This is a genomic window from Lewinella cohaerens DSM 23179 (assembly GCF_000379805.1).
Taxonomy (GTDB): Bacteria; Bacteroidota; Bacteroidia; order Chitinophagales; family Saprospiraceae; genus Lewinella; species Lewinella cohaerens.
The window spans coordinates 292,247-311,881 of sequence record NZ_KB903576.1 but is presented as its reverse complement, the minus strand read 5'-3'; the positions used below and the strand labels follow the sequence as shown (position 1 = coordinate 311,881).

Sequence of the window (19,635 nt, the reverse complement as noted above, 5' to 3'; positions counted from 1 at the left end):
ATGCTCATAACCCATCAAATTAATTAGTGAAAGTAGCGAAGAACTTCCGTCGTCTTTCCTCGTAAGCTTATCGTCTCTGATAGCATAGAAGCTACCGAGTTAAGTGCTATCGTGACTCGAAAAGCCTTCTAGCCTGAGTGTTCAACCTTCGTCAGTAGCTGATATCCTCTCGAATACCGCTTTAGGATGGTACGAACTACATCAAGCTAGAAGTAAGATCACTGTTTTAGGCCGCTAAACCTAAAAAAGGAATGATCATGTCACAAACATACGAGGATAGTAACTGCTCCGCTCCATAGGGTCGGGTTTAAAACCCGACCCTATGGAGCGGAGCAGTGGATAGCCTGGTGCCGAGGCACGAAGGCATGGCCCCTAATAACTCCAATCCCGCTTCCATACATCTATCAAATCAAAACTGATCTTAAACGAGGTATCCGGCTTGCGGTTGTTTGCATCGGCTACTACGCCAAACACACCTACCCGCAAGCGGCGGCGCGTACCTACCTTAAACACCCGCTCCACCCCGGCAAAAAGCTCCTGGTGGCGATAGTCGCCATCTTGTAGCCATAGCATCCCGCCACCTACAACGGTCTTTATCCGCGTCTTCTTCAGCAACGGAATGTTGTTGATGATCGCACCGTTGAAATGATGGATAAAGTGCAGCTCAAAGTGCAAATTGGTGGTCGTCAACGAAGTGTCCAGCGATTGGAAAGAGTTCAACGGATTGGAATACAAGAAAGGGTCGCTTTGCCGAAACTGCTTCCAGTCAATAAAGCGCAGGTCATCGGTATTTACAAACTGCCCCATCTGCGCCCGGTAGTGCGTGTTGCCCAATGCGCCCAGCAGTACTTCCTGCTCTAGTGCAGCCTCTATGTAGTCAAAACGAATGTCACTACCCAGGGTTTTATCCCAGCCTCGGCGGTGCAGCAGGCTCAGGGTTGGCCACTTGCTGCCCAGTATCACCTTGCGGTTGGGTTCGCGCATGTAACGCTGCCCAGGGGTATAGCTCAAGGTGTTGGTCGAAACAAAGGCTTGGTACCGTTCAAAATCAATAACCTCATCACCATCTGTCACTACGTCTTCCAGGAAAGAACCTACCTCATAGCCGGTAATCGGGCGACGGTCATTCCACGAAAAGCTCGATGTAAAACGCAAACCGTTCAAGATTTCTATTTCATGCCCCACCCGCAAAGCATCCAACAACGTATAATTACTGGGGCGCAGCAAATTCAAGTAAGCGTCATACTGATTGATGGCCTCAAAAGAGCGCCCACCACTGATCGACACACTCCCCAACCGGAAAGGATCGTAGCGTACCCAAGAGCTAAAATTGCCCTGTACATCACTATTACGGAGGCCAAAATCAAGGTTTCCAGAATTACTCCATATCCGGCCGCTCTGGTAGCGTTTAAAGCGTGAAACATAAGGCCCTACCCGCCAACCACCTACCGGACTAAAATCGATCATCGATGCCAGCGAACTCACATAGAGGTGCGATTCTTCCCGCCAGTTCTGAATCCCCACACCATCCCAGGCCAGCTCCAACAGGTTGATTTTATTATACAACTGCTCTACACTATCCCGGTAAACCGGGCTATTTCTCACCTCCTGAATACTATCGCGCAAGTGAATCAGCTTTGCTTCGCGTTCGGCCAGTTCCTCCGTACGAGTACCCGCCCAGTAATCGCCATCACGCTCGTAAGCTTCGCTGGTCGTCACTGCTACTTCATTACCAAAAAACTTGTCAGGGAAAACATAGTTATGCTCGTAATCAGAATACCGCAAAACCGTCGATCCTTCAAAAGTCTTGCGCTTGCCTTGCTTGCTTTGGTAATAAAACGCCAGCCGATCTACCGTCCAAAGGCTATCGCCCAACACGGTGTACGATTGCTCTATGCGGAAGTTATCCCCAAATAGCAAGGTACCTACAGGCAGTTCCAACGCCAATTGCTGAATCGTCCACTCGTCTTCCACAATCCAGATCGTCCCTTTCACCGTCGAGTTACCCTCCTTGCGTGGGATCACCTTGATCTCATTCACCAATCGCCCATTCAGGTAAGTCGTCCCTTGCAGTTCATATTTGTAGGAAAGGATAGCATTGTTGCTCAAAGGCGAAATCACAGGAGCATCCGCAATGCCCGGCAGGTACACCAGGTTGCGATAAAAATTGAAATCCGTTTCTGCAAAAATCGGTAAAAACAGCCCATTCGTACTGCCATAAGCTTGGTACGCCGTCCGTTCTTCTTTATACTGGCGAGGGTACTGATAGTTCAGCATTACCTCCATTTCCACCAGGTTGAGCCCTGCTAGCAAGGCCTGGTTTTCAGCCGTCTCCGCCGCAAAAGGGTCAGCATCTGGTGCCGACAAGTCCACCTCTACTTTTGGTGCTTCCTCACGCGGCGTCACCTCACTTTCTTCTACCGCCTTCAGGTACACCTTCGTCCTATAGCTATCTGCCGAGCGCAGTTGCCGGTCTTTATTTTCAATCGCTTTCCGGATCACCGCATACGCCGGGTCCTTATCCTTGGCCGACACCACAATCTCTTCCAGATCAAAACTAGAGGTCGACAGCTGTATATTCACCCAAGCGGTATCCCCTACCAGCATTACCCGTTCCGACTTGCTCTCATAGCCCAAGCTCGAAAACACCAGATTGTATTCCCCCTCCACATCCAGGCGCATCTCATAGTTACCTTCTCCGTCACTCACGGTTCCAGTCTTCAATTGCTGCACATACACGTTGGCATAAGGCAGTGGCTCCCTAAATTCGTTGATAATCCTACCCGTTATCACCTGTGCCTGCAAAGCTTGCAAGCCAATAACAACAAACAAACTTAGCAGCAGGGAAATTCTAATGGGTCGGCGAGAAAAAAAAGTTAGCATGGTCTTCGTTATTTATCACTCTTGTGACGAATACAGAACGCATAGGGTTGTTTAAAGGATATTAAAATTATCAGAAACGCTGTTAATGTTTCATTAAATCTTTGGGGGGTGCTACAACTTAGTGGGTTTATATATTGGTTCCCCGTCATTTATGGCGGATATGTCTATTTTGCTCTGAAGGACAAAAAACCTTTTATGCAGAACTCACTTATCGGAATGCCACTAATTTGTAGCACACGCTAATCTTTGGGGCCTACCCCGCCTGCTGCGGGGTCGCTATGCTCCACCCTACCTGCCTTCGCAGGCAGCCCCTCCACTGCGTTGCGGGTCCAAGGGGCTGCGCAGCGCTAGTCCGGGGAAATCAGTGTAAGGGTTGGGTGGGTGTAAGGGTGTAAAGGTTGCCCCCAAAGGTGCTAAGTGTAAACCAAGTCTACAGCTATGCCAACAGGTGTAATAATCCATGCAATACGTTAGGTGCACATTGGCAGCTACAGAAAAACAGGGGGTATACGACCGACCTCTCCAGTCTCGTGTAGGTAGTTCTTATTTTCCTCTTCTCTTCAATTCTGATTTCATCAGGTTTTCTAATTCGCTAAACTTCATGTTTAGCGAGCTTGAAATTATCGAAATCGGTGAACCATATATTCTGTTATTTGCTTTCATCGCACGCTTTGAGATCCCATGTTTTGCTCTTTCAATATACTTGTTTGGCTTATCCGTTTTAATCAATAATATTTTTGAATACGCAATTTCAACTTTATCTATTCCTGTAATGTCATCCCATTCAATTAATCCCACACTTGTTGCATTTGTATTGTCAGTGATTCCTTTTTCATCTATCGTCAATCCAATTTTTGTATCAAATAGTTTTCGTACGATAAATACCCCGCAAATACCAAAGAAGATTACTGAAATCACGCCCATTATTCTTACGAATCCAGGTGAATTTGACCTTGCGGACAACCATCCCTCTGGATTCATCGCAAATTGAATTCCCAGTATCACAAAAATGATTACTCCAATGAAAAACAATCCAATTTTCAATTTGCTAAGTGGTATTTCGATTTTGCTTTCCACTGCTCTTTATTTTTTCTTAATGACCTACAACTAATGATATACGTGCCCCAGTTTACGATTTCTTCAATAATTGCTAGTAATTCTTCCAATTCTCATTGCCTTTTCCAAACACTGTTCCAACCCTTACACTTTTACACACTTCCAACTTTTACCCCCCTAATAAAGCCGCTTAATCACAATATCGATCCCAAAACTCACAAAGTACCGCCAGGAACGCTGCTCCAATAATTCACCATCAAACTGGCGGTAGTGAGGGCCAAACTGGTAGCCCGTACCCAGATAGAAGGGCGATTTCGGAATGTTCCACTGCAACTGAAAGCCGGGCTTCAAAACGTTTCGAAAAGTCAGCTGATTATCCCCCGCCAAGTCTTCACTGAGGTTGAAGGTCGCCAGACTGCCCAGGTCAATCACCGAAAAAAACAGGCTGAAAGACGGGCGATTAGCCGCATACTTCTTGCCCAACAAGAAACTGAAGGTTACCCCTACCGGCATCGTCGGTGCCAGCGTATTGAAGGTTGTTTCCGATGCCTGCGCATTGCCACTTAGTGTTTCCTGACCAAAAAGGCCGCCCACATAAGCATTGACACCAGCCGTAAAGGGGAGCTGCCGCTTCACGCGTGAGCTGCCCGGAGGGTCGGCAAAAGCATTCAGCAAGGCTTGTACCTGGCTCGCGGAATCGGCATCCACCATGCCGCCAATAAAGCCGCCGTATTGCTGCAAAAAATGTACAAGGCCCCGCTGTTGGCCATTGGGGCTATCAGGAAGGGTGCTCTGGAATTCTTCCGTCAGACGGATAGTGGTTTCCAGGGTTTTGTTGATGGCTTGGCGGTAGTTTTTGGTACTGATGTAAAACACCAAATCCAATACATTCTGACTGATCTCCGGCACCTGTACCAAGCCTGCCCATTTTTGGGTGAGGGCATACACCGAATCCGGCTGGAGCGGATCTACTAGTAGCGGCGTCTCCAACAGCCGGTTCAGCGTGTTGATCACAAAGGATGACTCCTGGTAGAACTTCAACGAATCAGGTACCGCATTTACACGGGTGGGCAGCAAATTAAGGTCCTGCACGGTGGCTTGCACCAAAAACGACAACCCATCACGCGAGAAGGTCCCAATACGGTCAACATGCCCTAATTCTTGCTCCATCAACCCCAAGAAAGCCGACCGCTGAGGGCCATCCAGCATCAAGCTTTGTAGTTGCCGCATGTCTATAAAGTGCTGGGCTGTGCTATCGGGCGCGTCCGAGCGCAACAGGTAAAACAAGTGGCTCAGCACCTCGCCCATCTGCAATAAGGGCTGTGTATTCTCATGGCTTCTACTCAGGTTGCTTGCGTAGCTGTTATCCAATGCTTTCAGTGCTTTACGCAAGGTCTCTAGGTCTTGACCTAGCTGTATACTCTTGTCTTCAATACTTTGCAACTGCTTGGTGCTGATGCTGGCATTCATATAGTTGGCTATCGGGTCAGGCGCCAGTGCCGCAGCACCTACTCTGGCCTCAATCCGAGTATGCAACGCTACCAATCGGTCTTTTACCTCCGCCAAAACTTCCTCCTGCCTGATGATTCGTCTCATATCGGAGTCATTCGCTCCCGGCATGGTTATCGTCAGGTTTTTCACAATATTATCTAAAACCTGCAAGGCTCCTGCTTCATCAGCTTCTAGTTTGCCCTGCCATTGAGTACTGGCGGTTTGCAGGGTGTTTTCCAGTGTCAGTTGTGCCAATTGCAGGCTTTGTCGCCTTGCACCCAGCAGGTTCCCCGAGGTTTTAGCGGCAAGCTCTGCTTCCTGCAAGCTGTTGTCATAAGCGATCAGATTATCCCGCCATTCCATAAAATACTGATCAAGGGTAGCCGTACCAAATTCTTCTCCTGCCAAACGGCGAGATAAAGCCAAGCCGGCAGCACGACGATTTATTGGGCTCACGGGCTCACTAAAGTATTTGTCGTAAGATTGGAGCGTCCCCATCGACGCGACCAAAGAAGGAGGCAAAGTTCCTCCCAGTAGGCTAGGCACAAAAGCCAGATCATATCCGCCTTCAGTTGGTGCTTTAAAGACACTTGAAAACCGTTTTCCATTGGCTTCTGACAGTTGGGATGACTTCGATAAACTCATCCTCAAACTACCCGGAATATCCGGATTAAAGGCAAAATTAAGTGCCCGCTCATTCATATCTGTTTCTGCTACTTCAATATCTGCATAGATGTCCTTGCATTGGTCTACAACCGCTTGCACAGCAGCGATTACGGCCTGGTACTCAGGCGATTTTTCGGCGGTATCAGCCAGCAGTAGGTTGCGCTGTTTTTCGGTATCCTGGTAGCGTTTGTATAAATTGCGAGATACCAGTGGAATAGTTTCTTCAATAGGCACATTGCCCTCCTTGGTGATTGCAACAACACTGTAAACGGTGAGCATGGAGTAAAATACCGGATCAGCCTGCAATTCCGAGAACAGATCGTCAGTTAGTAACAACTCCGGCAAGCGTACATCCAAAAGCTGCAAATCCTGGAGGAATGCATCGCGCAAACTCGCCAAAAACGAATCAGAATAAGCATAATCGGTACTACTGTACAGGGTGATCACCGTCGGAAACAACTTAGCTACCGTCGGCATTTCCTTGCCCAGCAAGCGATCCAAAAAAGTGACGACCAGCTCCTCCCCTGCTCGTTCTACCAGGAATGAAAACAAACCACGGATAATGGCCGCTTCGTTAAACAAGCCAATTCCTGCGCCACCGCTTTCCTGCTTGGCTTGTGCTGGTGCCTGCAAGGCTGAGATAGCATCCAGTGGTGGTTCCTGGTACTCTCTCATCGTCTTCATTAAAGACAAATATTCTGCTGGATCAATAGCTTGTTCAGCATACAACAACTGTAGAATCTGCTTACGCGGGCCAGCCTTAAGGCTATCTGTTGTTGCCCGAAAACTTTGATGAAAGGCGGGGGTGATATCGCCGTTCAAACCCATCAATCCACCAATCAAAGAATTGATTGTATTGTTGTTTTGATAGCTTTTCAAGACTTGTGCTACCTCCGGAACAGCAACCGGGCCGCGACGATCATTATTATAAAACCACAAAACAGCGGTGAGTTCTCCTAATGCTTGAGCATGAGCGTCCCTGCTCGCCGTAGAATCCGCCAATACACGGCTGGCCTTGGCCAACAACTTGGCATCTTGCAATAAACTCTGCGCCTGAAGTTGCCCGCACAGGAGCAATAATAAAACGATATACTTATTCATAAAAAGAAGGATCAATTGATGGAGAAAACGATGTGTACACAAAGCCATTAATTACGCTGTCGGTAGCGGGCAGCGTTGCTCAATAAAATCACTGAGTTCTCCATAATGCTTGAAGAAGGGGGGTAATTCTTCTGAGGCCTGAAAAGCATCTGCAAATCCATTGAGCAGCATCACATCAATCTCATCAGCCAGCACTGATTCATCTCGTAGCTTCTTCGTATAATTATCCCGCAGGGGAACTTGTCTTTTTCGTAGTTTCTGGAAATCGGAATTAGTTGCCAAATCTATACCCCGTGCCATAAAGAATTGAAACCTGCCCAGCGTCTTGCGGCGGATATTTTGCAAGCCCTCCAGGGCTTCCTGGTTGCGGTTGGGGCCGGCCTCTGCTTTTTCTGAGCGGCCAGCATCTGCATTGCCTGCGGAATTGACCAATGCCTCCTGTAGAATCACAATCAAAACATCTACCTGGGTGGTAAGGTCATCTATTTGAGGCACACTTACCTCGTTGATAGCCAATAGGCAAGAGAAGACCTTTGTGCGGTCAATTTCTACCTGCTTGAGCCAGACCTCTGGTTGTTTGAACTGCTGAATTTGCTTATCAGCTTTCTTTTGCAGCGTTTCCAACTTGGTTTTATCGACCGCATCATCACTTGCAAAAACAGTAAACTTATTCGTAACTATCAATTGGGTATCCAGCAAAAGGCTCTTTGCCTGGGCATTGGTATCTGCCATAAAACATGGTGTTTGGTGTTCTCAAAATACTTGCTCAATTTAGCGAAAATTAATGATATGCGATTAATCTGTTTTAAGTAATAAAAATACTAAATAATTGTAGTGAGCCCCATCAGCATCCATCCATCTTCTGGTAATATTTACACCAACGAACATCCACTAAAATAGTGAGGTTATAAACATAAACCTCCCTTCTCTACTATGCCGATCATTGGAAATATTATCAAGACTGCGCTCGAAATAAACAACCAGTTAAATGGTTTACCCGAAGATGCCCGCCAGATACAAGCTGCGCAACTACAACAGTTGCTTCAGCAGGCTAAAAACACTTCTTTTGGGAAGTATTACGGCTTCGAGCAAATCCTCAACGAAGAGGATATTATTGCTTCTTTTCAAAAACAAGTTCCTGTACATGACTATAAAAAACTCCATCAGCGTTGGTGGAAGCAACAGCAAGATTTCCCTAGTATCACTTGGCCTGGACAACCCAAATACTTTGCGTTAAGCAGTGGTACAACCGGTAAAACCAGTAAGCGAATTCCCGTCACAGATGATATGCTAGCCAGTTTTCGTGCTGTAGGTCAATCTCAGATAGCAGCATTGGCTAACTTTGACCTTCCTGCAGATTTTTTCGAGAAGGATGTCCTTATGCTCAGCAGTTCAGCCGACTTGAATGAGCACAAGCAGCACCTTGAAGGAGAAATTAGTGGAATTAATTCCCTCAATATCCCTGACTGGTTTGATAGCTTTTACAAGCCCGGTAAAGAAATTGCCCAAATCAGTGATTGGGATGAGCGCGTAGCTGCCATTGCTAAGGCTGCCCCCGATTGGGATGTAGTCGCTATTGCAGGAATCCCTTCCTGGGTACGAATGATGATCATCAAAATCATGGAGGTCCATCAACTTGAAACGATCCACGATTTATGGCCAAATTTAAGTATTTATGCCAGCGGCGGCGTAGCCTTCGCCCCTCACCGCAAGAGCTTCGAAAAGCTCCTGGCTAAGCCATTGACCATTATGGATACCTATTTGGCTTCCGAAGGATTCTTTGCCTTTACGGCCCAGCCAGATACCCTGTCGATGCAGCTGGCCGTTGAACACGGTATCTTTTATGAATTCATCCCTTTTGACGAACGAGGTTTTGATGAAACGGGGCAATTGCTTGATGACCCACTGGTATTACACCTGGGCCAAGTAGAAGAAGGACAAGATTATGCCTTGCTCGTCAGCACACCTTCGGGGGCTTGGCGCTACCTGATTGGTGACACCATCAAATTCACCAATCTGAACCGTTACGAAATCGTAATAAGCGGACGCACTAAATATTATCTCAACGTGGTCGGCAGCCAACTCTCAGAAGAAAAACTGAACAAAGGAATAGAAGGCTTATCGGACAAAATAGGTGTTGACATCAACGAATTTTCTGTAGCCGCCATCAAAGAAGATGGTGAATACCTACACCAATGGGTACTGGGCACCAACGTAGCGATTGACGAAGAACAAGCCGCTCAGCAACTTGATCAAATCCTTCAGGACCTTAACAAAAACTACAAAGTAGCCCGTACCAAAGCACTTAAAGCTGTTCGTGTAAAAGCAGTACGCCCCACCAATATTTATTCCTGGCTTGAAGCACGCAAAGACAAAAAAGGAGGGCAGATAAAATTCCCTAAAGTGATGAAAGAGAAAATGATGCTTAAGCTACTGAAGAACCTGCGTTAACGCTGCTTCCTTTTCTTTAAGAATCGTTTCCAATTCTGTGGGCGAAAGATAGTAACGCTTGATCCGTTTTTTGTAATGGTCAGGCAATTTAGATTGCTCAAGGATATAGCGCTTTGTTGCCATCAGCGCATCCCCAAAGCCGTGGTCAATGGCATAGAGGTCGGCTCGGCGCTCGGCCCCCATCCGATAATTGGGTACTGCCAGGTAACGTAATACAAAAGAAATGAGGTTCAGCGCCGAGCGCTCACGATAATCCATGATATGCCCTAACTCATGAGCAAACCAACCTATCAGCACTTTTTCCGGCAGTTCTTCCATTTTAATGTACTTACGCAACTGTAAATGGTCACTGGTTTGCACCCTGTAATGGCGGGTAGCACGATGCCAAAAAGCCAGGTTAATCACTGGTTGCGCTCGCATGGTGTAGTTTTTCAACGAAAGCTGCTCCAAATAAAAAGGGTGGTCATGAAGTGCAATAAATTGCTGGTAAGTCTTGGTGAAACAATTTTGAATATGTTGGCTGGTAATATTTTCAAACGTGAGGTTCTGCATGAATCAGTTGAGGGCTTTTATTCTTTAAACCCCTTGTGGCAAGCTGGTGTTTGTTTGCGAACAGAAAACGGCATTGAGTACCAAAGTTCACTAAAGAAATCTATCTTGCCTGGCCTTCTCCATGAAGGTCTGTTCGTTTACAATTTCAACTACTTTCCTATGCAGAAATTCTCTTCCTTTTTTGCCTCCGAAGCCCTTAACTTATCCGTAGGTTATCTCGCTGGGCTTTGTGCCTCTACCCTTGTATCCCGTTTCTTTGTCAAGAAAGGCTTGGTCAATATTTGGGGGCTGGCTTCCCGCCGGGAGGCATTGCAAAAAGACGATTACGAATGGCTGCTTTTTATCGCATCTTACGTCATTGGTTTAGGGGTTTTACTATTGGTGCAATACGGGATGCGGCAACTCCGTGGGCAGCGGATGGTGGAGGAGTAATAGGTGCTAAAAAATTACTGGTCAGCTAACTTTAAACCTTCTGAAAGGATTGCATTAAGACGAAGGTTAGACTGGGAATTCATCCGCTTTTTGTAAGAATATCTAACCTTGTCTACAAAACCCAGTTCCTGCATGATCTTGTTGATTGTGGTAGCAGCCAGCCAAGAATTATCTATGCTTTTTGATGCTAACACAGGCAATAGATCATCAATAAATTCCGTACTGCGATCACTTAGTGCATAACGTCCCGCCAATATAATAGCATATTTCTGTTGTAGACTAACTTCTTTTGTAATTGCTGCTTTCACAATAGGCTTCAAGTCGTGATCTAGCGGATACAAGACTTCTTTTTTTAGCATCAGTTCTGAAAAGAGGAAAACAAAAGTGTGGACGTTTTCTGAACTATCTTGTGCCCATCTACTGATTTTCATCGCTAACTCTTGATTGTTATAGTATCTACAAATTTTGGAAAAGGAAGATACGATAGGATCATAATAGCTCGTGACCTTGTATTTTTTTAATTCAAAAAAACGAATCAGGTAATCTAGTAACCAAATTGGTGAAGGTTGATGTTTGCTAGTATTTAGATGGTTAGCAAAAAGCGAGAGGACCCTTTGAAAATGTTCAACCCAATTGTCTTGTGCTAAAACAGTGATCAAGTAATCAACGATTTCCTGATCTTCTACTCCTCGCTTTTTAATTAAATCACAGGCTTCTGCTCCAAGGTCTTTATCCAATAAGTTATTCCAAGCCAAAACCAATACCTCTTCTTTGTCAGAATATCTAAGGGCTTCTAGGATGGCTTTTTTTTCGTTATAACTAAGAGAAGTACGCTTTGCGTGTTGGAGAAAAAGTCGGTGCGTATCGTCGTGTTTATAGGCTGAAAGCCCAATGATGATATTTTCTATCCCCTTATTGTTGTTTTTATCTTCATAGGCTGCTAAAAGCAACTTTTTGGCTGCCGCTTGGGGGTAAATTTTCAACGATTTATATGCTTGAAAACGTTGTTCATCTGTAAGTACAGGTATCCAATCTAGAATCATTTCTCCAACACCAGGTGTTCGAAAAGCTCCATGATACTCAATAGCAACACGTAGTTTTTCCGGATTGCCTAGAAACAAATACTCAAGTGATTCAAGCTTTGCATTCTTGCCATCATTATAGAATCTCCTAATATTTTGGACCCCCCTCTGCAAATGTAACATACCATATGTCAGTAAGTTGTGATAGTGAAATTTGCCGCGGTGGTAAGCCATTTTTCTGACGAGCCTGAGTAATTTTATCAATTATTGGCTGCAAATCGTCTCCTTTCCTGAGTTCCAACATTTGGGCAGCAACAAAGTATCGAAAAAGCCGTCGATAACCTTCTGCTTTAGGTGCGATTACTTCCCAGTCTTTGCCTAATATCAGTTTTTGGGCAGCTACAGGAATATCCCCAAAAAGATTTTTCACCTGCTGTACTTCACCGTGTATATTAGAGGTTATCTCATAATCAATCGCGTGTCCTTCTATCTCAAAGGTGATTAATGCCTGTACTGTTTCATTTTTATTATTTTGATTCATCCTACTAAAATTGTCTTAAAAGCTTTAAAGCTTAGTGCCTAGCCAAGTCAATACCGATGACGGAGGCTGTACTAAAAGGAGGCATAGGAGGTGTTGGGAACGATGTTCCTCCCTTGTGAAAAATTCCAAAGATCAAGGATACCTCAGGGAGTTTCTCCGGCCAAGGCGTAAATCCATCTGTTAGTACAATAATCACATTTGGTTTTTTTGGTAAGGCTAGGGCTGCTTCTATTCCCGCATTCATGTCTGTTCCACCACCGCCGCTCAGTTGGTATAGTTTTATTTGATCACTAGAGGTGTTGACCCGGATGGGCTCGTAAGCCCTGGCGTCACACGGGATAACAGTGACGGGTACACGTAGTCGCTTCATGATACCACAAACCTCCCCTGTAGCTTGCCCTAACATTTGGGCAGACATGGAGCCGGAGGTGTCCACCACCACTGCTATTTGTGCTTCGAGATCTCCGGATAAGCTAGGTAGAAAAACGGGATGATAAACCGATTGGCGGCGACTAAAACGCTGGTAGGAATAATCTAATCTGCCCCCTACACTCAGCTGTATCGCCATTTTCACTCTGTGCCGCAATACCTTGCGCCAATCTACCTTAGGTTGTAAAATTTCGTTTACCCATCGTTGCCAATTTCCGGGTATATTCCCCTGAGCTTGTTTCAACTGCTCAGCGACCTCTTTGCGGATCAATGACAATACCATCTCATTGACCACATTTTTACTCGACGCTTCGGGCGTGGATGCCAGTTCCCATATTCTAGAATGACTGTGCACTCCGCTACCTTCGTCCATCGCTAAATCTAGTAGTCTTTGAAGCCGTTCACTTTTATCTCCTTCCTTTTCCAAAAGCTTGTAATATTTCTCTGCTAACTGTCCATTAGGCAGCTGGTAATCTTTGGGAAGCAAGCCCGGAAAATCCTCAGGCATAGATAAGCCCTCCCAATGACTATCGTTGATTTCAAAGTCAGCAGCGATATTCCATAATTGCGGATAGAAGTTATTTTCTTTGGCCCGTTCCGCGTGGCGTCGTAAAATGTGGCTTATTTCATGAATCCACAAAAAGCCAAGCTCTCGGAGCGACTTTTTTCTTTCAGATACACTAATTTTCGCAACGACGGAAGGATTGAAGTAAACGTTCATCTGTTGATCGATAGCAGCAATAGGTACTTGCTCCGTAATCACAATTCTACACCGATAAAGGGCTGGTGCAAACCAAGGAAGTTGCTCTGCCGCATAAGCCCGACTGAAACGAAGAATAGCCTCTTCTGTCTTATATTTCCTGGTCTTCTCCATACCTCTACTAGCTCTTTTACGATTCGAAAACGTCGATAAAGTCATTCAATCCTTCATCAACAAAGAGCGACTGTATAGCTGCAAGCACTGCAGCTTTATCTTCACTGGAGCGTCTTTGTGCGTGGCTCAAAGTCTTCGTCAGCAATCCTTTCTGACATATATATTTCAAGCTAGGATAGATAACATCTCTGCGTGCATCAGAAAATATGGTTTGAACCAATGAGAAATATACTGTTGCTAAATCCACCAACTTCTCGTGGTTGAAATGGCGCTCCAAGTAATGCCCTAAGGCGCCAAAAAAAACAAAGACCTCACTGTCATTAAACTGTGGTAAATTTATTTGTATTTTTTGGGTTAGGACTTCTCCAGGGTCAGGCAAGCGTAATTCTAGTAAAAAAGAAACAAAAGCGACTGCTAGACCTTCTCCGATACATCCACGAACAAGGTCTAAACAAGCTGTACTAGCCGTAGTCTCCGGCATTGGTGCTTCTCCTTCTATTTCACAAGTTGCCAGTAACGCAGCCAAGTATTCCCAACTTCGAGGGCTGGCAAAAGCGTATTCATTTTCTTCCATATCTCCGTGCAGAGCATCAGGCATTTGCCGTAAAAAAGCAGCAATCTTCAATTTCCAATTATCCATAAGGATACTGTGTTGAGCAATTGAAATTTTGGGCAAATCAGGTTTGGCAAAACCATTGGTCATACCCGCCAAATAAACATCCATGGGTAAATCCCATTGGAGATGGACAAAACGATTGCGCAATGGTGGGCTTAGATCCCATCCTCCTGTCATCATATCAGGTGGATTGGCGGCTGCAATAACTCTTACGTGATCCGGCAGTGGGAAAAAGCCCACTTTCCTTTCCAGCACAACTCTTAGCAAGGCTGCTTGTACTGCTGGAGGAGCAGTTGTTAGCTCATCGAGAAACAGTATTCCTTGCTGTTTCTCAGCAAAATAGTCCAACCATTCTGGTCTGGCATAATGCACCTTCCCATCTGTAAAAACAGGCAGCCCTGAGAAATCTGTTGGGTCATGGATCGACGCGATAAGTGTCAAAACAGGAAAATCACCTTTGGCCAAGGCTTCTACAAAACTTGACTTACCTACTCCAGGGCGCCCCCATATCAGTGTAGGGATACCAATATGCCCTTTTGGAGAGGGTGTTTGCATAGCTAAAACGAGTGCGCGAGCTCCCGTGGGGAGTTGTTGTTCCATAAACTTAAAAAGTGAGCGTGAGCTATCTTGTTAGTCAGCAAAATACCACTCTTTTTTAATATTCTCCGTCACAAATGGCAGCAGAATAAAGTTGAACTTAGTAACTAGATAATTACACGGCCATTTGGAGATGTTAGGCTAAGTTTTATGGCTACACTTTCTGCTTGTTGAACGGAGACATTAACATCCAGCTCCTTAAGTACCTCTTGAAAAGATTTGGGGTCTGGATGAAGCAGTACGATTTCCTGCCATATACAGCTAGGCTCCAGTCGTTCCGTAGGGTGGAAAGCTGAAGTTCCCCAATCCACCATAAATGGGACGATCTCTACTTCTGGTTTTGGTAAGGGCAAAAGCATTTGCCAGGCTAGAAGTTCGCCACTGGCTGTTGTCCTTTGCCCATTCCATTGCTCCCCCATTTCAGCGTGAAAAGCTTTTAAGACAGACTGATCTTGAGCCAGATTATCAGATTTGAGGCACCAGCGCGTAATTTGTGGTTTTTGCAGGACATCCAGGCCCATCCAGCGGGGTGATTCTACGCTGGTATTCCATTCGTCGATGGCGATAATCTCCAAGTAACAACTATTACCAAGATTCAAAAGAGCATTCTTAGTGCCACGACCTTCATGTCTACCTCCAAAAACGGGTGCAATGCCTAACTGCTCGGTAAAATCGGCAATAGCTCGGTCAAGATCAAAGACGGCGTAGACGATGTGATCGATGGTGCGTGACATAGGGTTGTTTAATGATTCAGCGATAAAAATAAGTAAATATGATTAAGCTGTTCGTACAAAGCATTCACATGCCTCTCATCACAAAGAGATCAATATTTTCTTTTTTCTCCCCAGGTGACTAGCTATCAATAATTGGGCGAGCCATTCATAGAATTGCTCGCCTGATATCATAAAGTGGTATTTTCAAAACAACCAGAGAGTCATTCAACCACTTATATGCGTAGCAGCACTAAAAAACCATTTTCAGTATCAATAGTAAGTTCTCCTTTTAGCGCTTGGGCTCTTCCATACATATTGTCTAGCCCCAATCCTGTTGAGTGGTTTTCTTTGGGAGCTACCGTTCCATTGTCTTGTATTCGTAGTTCAAGACGCCCTTCTCTGCGACCAAAAAAAATGTAGACATGATCAGCGTTAGAATGCTTACAGACATTGGTCACCGCTTCGCGAAAGATCAGATAAAGATGCTGGCGGACGTCAACGGCGAGTTTTTTATTAAGAGGTAGGTCGCTACTTTCAAATTGAAAATCAATATCATTTAACTCAAACATATAAGTTGCGGATTCTCGCATCCGGTTCAGCAAATCATACATTTGATCACGGCGACTATCGATACTCCAAACAAGGTCACGCATTTTTGTGACAGCCTGTCTGCTAATGTCTTTCATATAGCGCAGGCTGCTGGTATCAGCATCATTACTTTGTAATTCCAGCATTTCGGCCTGCATGGCTAGGCCTGAAAGCATAGAGCCTACTTCGTCGTGCAAATCACTGGCAATCCGTGTACGGATTTGCTCCATCGCTAATTTTCGCCGATAAACATAATTAATGATAGTGGCCGTTATACCAGCTACTAGAATAATGCAAATCAGAATAAACCACCAACGCTTATGTAGCGGGGCTATTACCTGAAAGGGAATCCGTAATTCCCCCGCCGAATTATTGCCTCTGCTATCTGCTCCTTTCNCTCGTAAAATATACGTTCCTGGAGTTAGACCATTGAACCGAACAGACGGAGTGTTTCCATGATAAACCCAGTCTTTGTCGAGGCCAACAACTTGGGTGTAGTATTGGTTTTTTTCCGGCTTAAAGTATTCAGGTAAAGCCCATTCGAATTGAAAATAGCTGGTGCTGGTTTGAACAACAATAGGTGTATCAGGCAAGCTGGGATAGGAATAAGTATAAAGGCTATCTGTTTGATGATTAAAATACTGGTACCCCATAAATTGAAGTGGGCGACTTGTTTTTTCTTCGAGTAAGGCATCAGGGTAAAATGCGTTGACCCCATTGAGTCCACCAAGGTAAATACGGCCATTTTTACCCAAATGAGCACTACTGAAATTGAATTCATTATTGGATAGCCCATCTTCAGAAAAATAACTTCGGAAAGTATAGTCGTCCAGGTTTAAGCTGGACAAACCGATATAGGTAGCGATCCACAAGCGGTTTTCGAAAGGGGTGATGCTTACCACATTATCGTCGGCTAATCCTTCGTCCTTCGTAAATATTTTTATTTCCTCTGTAGGCAAATGGATACGATTGAGCCCCCCTCCAAAGGTGCCTACCCACAACCATTCACCGTCATCGGAGGGATAGATACAGAGTATTTGATTACTACTTAAGGCTGGATTACTTGTTGTATGATAATGCTGGAGTACTTCTCCACGAAGATTGAGCAGGAATAAGCCTTGATTCTGTGTTCCTACCCATATACTATCAGTGCCTTGTGGCCGGATGGTTTTTATCGGAAACTGTGCTTGTTCTGATGATAACAGATTGGGTACAAGGTACCAGTTTTTTGAGTCTGGATCGTAAGTACTAATTAGCCCCAAATGACTGCCAACCAGAAATTTACCATCACTAAATCGAGCTAATGCTTTTGGCCCAATAGGATAGCTGACACCTAGATCCATAGGGGTATCGATAATTTTATCATTGGCCAGATCTAAGCACATTAAATTCTCGGTGAATGCCCAAATACAATGTCTGATAGAATCATAAATCAGATCGTTGGTGTGTTCCATTTTTTCCTGAAGGCGAGTTGGCTCCAATTGAAATGTGAGCCTCTTAAGGATTTGGGTTTTAGTATCTTGATGATATAAGCCCCAATTTCGTACTTCACTATAGAAATAGAGGTCATCACCTCGACCCTCTGTAATTCCTCTCAAAGAATTCCCTAGGCCGAGCTTTTTTTCAGAAAAATAGTGATCAAATAGTTGCCGAGGTTGTGGTAGCATCAACAGGCCGCCATTAGTACCTACCCAAAGGATATTTGCATCATTTTGGAAGAAGGTCATAATGCCTGAAAAGTCCATTGTTCGTTTTAATACAGTCGACAAGGTTTCCACATCTCCTGCTGGCGTAAGTTTCAACAACTCATCTTTGGTCGCAAACCAGTTGTTTCCCTGTTGATCTTCAAGACCACAATAAATAACATCTGATAAATGATCAGCAATTACATCAATAGAATCCTGTTCTGGGAAATATTCCCAAAGTTCATTGACATTTCGAGGATAGACAAAGATTCGGTTTTGATGATCAATCTGAAAAGGGGTCCAATGCATTGTTGTACCAAACCAATTGTTAGTATCCACTTTTTTCTCATGCAGCAATTCTCCTTTCACAGAATAACATTGCAAACCTTTGGCTATAGTAGACCACCATACATTGCCAATGGTATCAACGCCCAAATAGGTAAACTCTCTACGAACTCTAGGAACCGTTGCTATTTTTTGAAAACCTTTAGAGAGGGTGTATCGCCATAAGTATTGTTCTTCTTTATCTTCTTTTTCGCTAACAATCCAGAGATCTTGCCATTTCCCTTTGTATATCTTAAGAATATGCTCCGGGAATTCTTCAACGAGGCTGCTCTCAAATGTGTGTAAATTAATAGTATAGAGCCGATGGTCACCAATAACCCAAAGTGTAGAATCATTGAGGATGTGTAGCCCAAAATCCAATATATCATCTGCGGGAAAAGGATAATCGGCACTTTTTTCCTTGTTGAAATGTATAAAGCGGTAGCCATCATACATATCTACCCCTCGCTGAGTACCGAGCCACAAAAAACCTCTGGAATCTTGGGCTAGAGCCGTCACTGCCCGAAAGCCTAAACCGTCAGCAGTGGTTATAGCTTTGGGGGTAGGTGCGATCTGTGCTGATGTGGATAAAGTAAATAGGATAGCACACCACAAGAAGGGGTTGTAGAATTTGTATTTAAAAAAAACATACTCCAAGGAAATGGTTCGTTTACTATGGGTCAATTAACTAGGCTTCTTAAAAAAGAATGAATCTCTAAAGTATTTTGATCGAAGGCTCAATAAAGGTAGGCATTTGTATGTCAAATTAGGCTTTGATTTTATACATAGTATTTATTAACCGACTTAATAAAACAACCATGTTCACAGGTGTCCCTGCATACTTCATAAATAACTATTTTGGAGAGTAGAATTTCGAAATGATATCTTACTCAATAAAAAACGACTTCACATCTTCATGCGATAGTGTTGAACTGAAGCTTTCCTTACCTTTAATGCTATGAAGAAGATCTCATTGGCCATCGTTGAGGATGAACAAATCATCCGTAAAAGTTTAACTACTTACTTAGGTAAAAACCCGGAATTCGAATTATTCCAAGTCAGTACCAGCGTGGAGGGTTTCCTTGCGGCTGCCGCCAACTCAGGTCAAAAAGGGCCTGATGTCATTTTATTGGATATTCAGTTGCCCGGTATTAATGGAATCGAGGGCATTCCTGCGATCAAAACGCTTTTCCCGGAAGTAGATATAATCATCCTCACCACTTTTGAAGATGAAGAAAAAATCTTTGCGGCCTTATCTGCAGGGGCTTGTTCTTATTTGTCCAAACGTACACCTCTTCAACGTATTCAGGAAGCCATCTTAACCGTATACAGAGGGGGAAGTTACATGTCTCCAAGTGTGGCACGTAAAATTGCAGATCATTTTATGCCAAAGCAAAAGGTAGAAGAAAACGCAATACTAACCGCCCGGCAGCAAGATATTGTAAATGGTATTGTGGATGGGTTAAGTTACAAAATGGTTGCAAATCGTTTAGACATTTCGCTTGATACCGTCCGTACACACATTAAGCACATTTATCGCGCATTAAATATCAATAGTAAAGGAGAATTAATTAAAAAAGCAATAAAAAAAGGCTGGGTGAGCTAAGCTCATAG

Annotated in this window: 14 protein-coding genes; 3 read left to right on the top strand and 11 right to left on the bottom strand. The window is 44.5% G+C overall.

Going from position 1 to position 19,635, the window contains the following annotated elements:
- Positions 1-372 precede the first annotated feature (372 nt).
- The 4 genes from A3EU_RS0124295 to A3EU_RS0124280 all read right to left on the bottom strand — a co-directional run bounded on the left by A3EU_RS0124295 (position 373) and on the right by A3EU_RS0124280 (position 7,929).
- Positions 373-2,883 (bottom strand): DUF5686 and carboxypeptidase regulatory-like domain-containing protein, encoded by a 2,511-nt coding sequence (locus tag A3EU_RS0124295; RefSeq protein ID WP_020538803.1) that lies wholly within the window; start codon positions 2,881-2,883, stop codon positions 373-375.
- A gap of 543 nt (positions 2,884-3,426) precedes the next feature.
- On the bottom strand, positions 3,427-3,960 hold the full coding sequence (locus tag A3EU_RS0124290; RefSeq protein WP_020538802.1) for an STM3941 family protein: 534 nt from the start codon (positions 3,958-3,960) through the stop codon (positions 3,427-3,429).
- Positions 3,961-4,116: 156 nt separating this feature from the next.
- Positions 4,117-7,197, bottom strand: coding sequence for a hypothetical protein (locus A3EU_RS0124285; RefSeq protein ID WP_044086525.1), 3,081 nt, complete (start codon positions 7,195-7,197; stop codon positions 4,117-4,119).
- A gap of 51 nt (positions 7,198-7,248) precedes the next feature.
- Positions 7,249-7,929, bottom strand: coding sequence for a hypothetical protein (locus A3EU_RS0124280; RefSeq protein ID WP_020538800.1), 681 nt, complete (start codon positions 7,927-7,929; stop codon positions 7,249-7,251).
- Between the two features lie 201 nt (positions 7,930-8,130).
- Between A3EU_RS0124280 and A3EU_RS0124275 the strand changes: the two genes are divergently transcribed.
- Entirely contained in the window at positions 8,131-9,648 is a 1,518-nt protein-coding gene (locus A3EU_RS0124275) for a GH3 family acyl-acid amido synthetase (protein WP_020538799.1), read from the top strand.
- Here the strand turns inward: A3EU_RS0124275 and A3EU_RS31685 are convergent.
- Positions 9,628-10,068, bottom strand: a complete 441-nt coding sequence (locus A3EU_RS31685) for a hypothetical protein (protein ID WP_020538798.1) — start codon at positions 10,066-10,068, stop codon at positions 9,628-9,630. The two genes, A3EU_RS0124275 and A3EU_RS31685, sit on opposite strands and share 21 nt — an antisense overlap.
- Before the next feature lie 45 nt (positions 10,069-10,113).
- On the opposite strand from A3EU_RS31685, the gene A3EU_RS0124265 reads away from it, so the two are divergent.
- Positions 10,114-10,632: a hypothetical protein gene (locus A3EU_RS0124265; RefSeq protein WP_020538797.1), complete on the top strand. Its 519-nt coding sequence runs from the start codon at positions 10,114-10,116 to the stop codon at positions 10,630-10,632.
- A gap of 14 nt (positions 10,633-10,646) precedes the next feature.
- Here A3EU_RS0124265 and A3EU_RS0124260 read toward each other — a convergent pair whose 3' ends face one another.
- From A3EU_RS0124260 to A3EU_RS0124235, 6 genes are all read right to left on the bottom strand, one after another.
- Positions 10,647-11,837 carry a hypothetical protein gene (locus tag A3EU_RS0124260; protein ID WP_044086523.1) on the bottom strand — a complete coding sequence of 397 codons (1,191 nt, stop codon included), beginning with the start codon at positions 11,835-11,837 and terminating at the stop codon, positions 10,647-10,649.
- Positions 11,803-12,195, bottom strand: a complete 393-nt coding sequence (locus A3EU_RS0124255; protein ID WP_020538795.1) for a hypothetical protein — start codon at positions 12,193-12,195, stop codon at positions 11,803-11,805. The genes A3EU_RS0124260 and A3EU_RS0124255 overlap by 35 nt, the downstream gene beginning before the upstream one ends.
- Positions 12,196-12,226: 31 nt before the next feature.
- Positions 12,227-13,498 carry a vWA domain-containing protein gene (locus tag A3EU_RS31680; RefSeq protein WP_020538794.1) on the bottom strand — a complete coding sequence of 424 codons (1,272 nt, stop codon included), beginning with the start codon at positions 13,496-13,498 and terminating at the stop codon, positions 12,227-12,229.
- 16 nt (positions 13,499-13,514) lie between these two features.
- A complete protein-coding gene (locus tag A3EU_RS0124245) occupies positions 13,515-14,714 on the bottom strand; it encodes an AAA family ATPase (protein ID WP_020538793.1) in 1,200 nt (399 codons plus the stop codon).
- A 104-nt stretch (positions 14,715-14,818) separates the two neighbouring features.
- The gene (locus A3EU_RS0124240) at positions 14,819-15,445 is read right to left on the bottom strand and encodes a VOC family protein (RefSeq protein WP_020538792.1); all 627 of its coding nucleotides are present in this window, start codon (positions 15,443-15,445) and stop codon (positions 14,819-14,821) included.
- A gap of 212 nt (positions 15,446-15,657) precedes the next feature.
- Entirely contained in the window at positions 15,658-18,636 is a 2,979-nt protein-coding gene (locus A3EU_RS0124235) for a ligand-binding sensor domain-containing protein (protein ID WP_425412737.1), read from the bottom strand.
- 343 nt (positions 18,637-18,979) lie between these two features.
- On the opposite strand from A3EU_RS0124235, the gene A3EU_RS0124230 reads away from it, so the two are divergent.
- Positions 18,980-19,627 (top strand): response regulator, encoded by a 648-nt coding sequence (locus tag A3EU_RS0124230; protein WP_026211561.1) that lies wholly within the window; start codon positions 18,980-18,982, stop codon positions 19,625-19,627.
- The last annotated feature ends 8 nt before the right edge of the window (positions 19,628-19,635 follow it).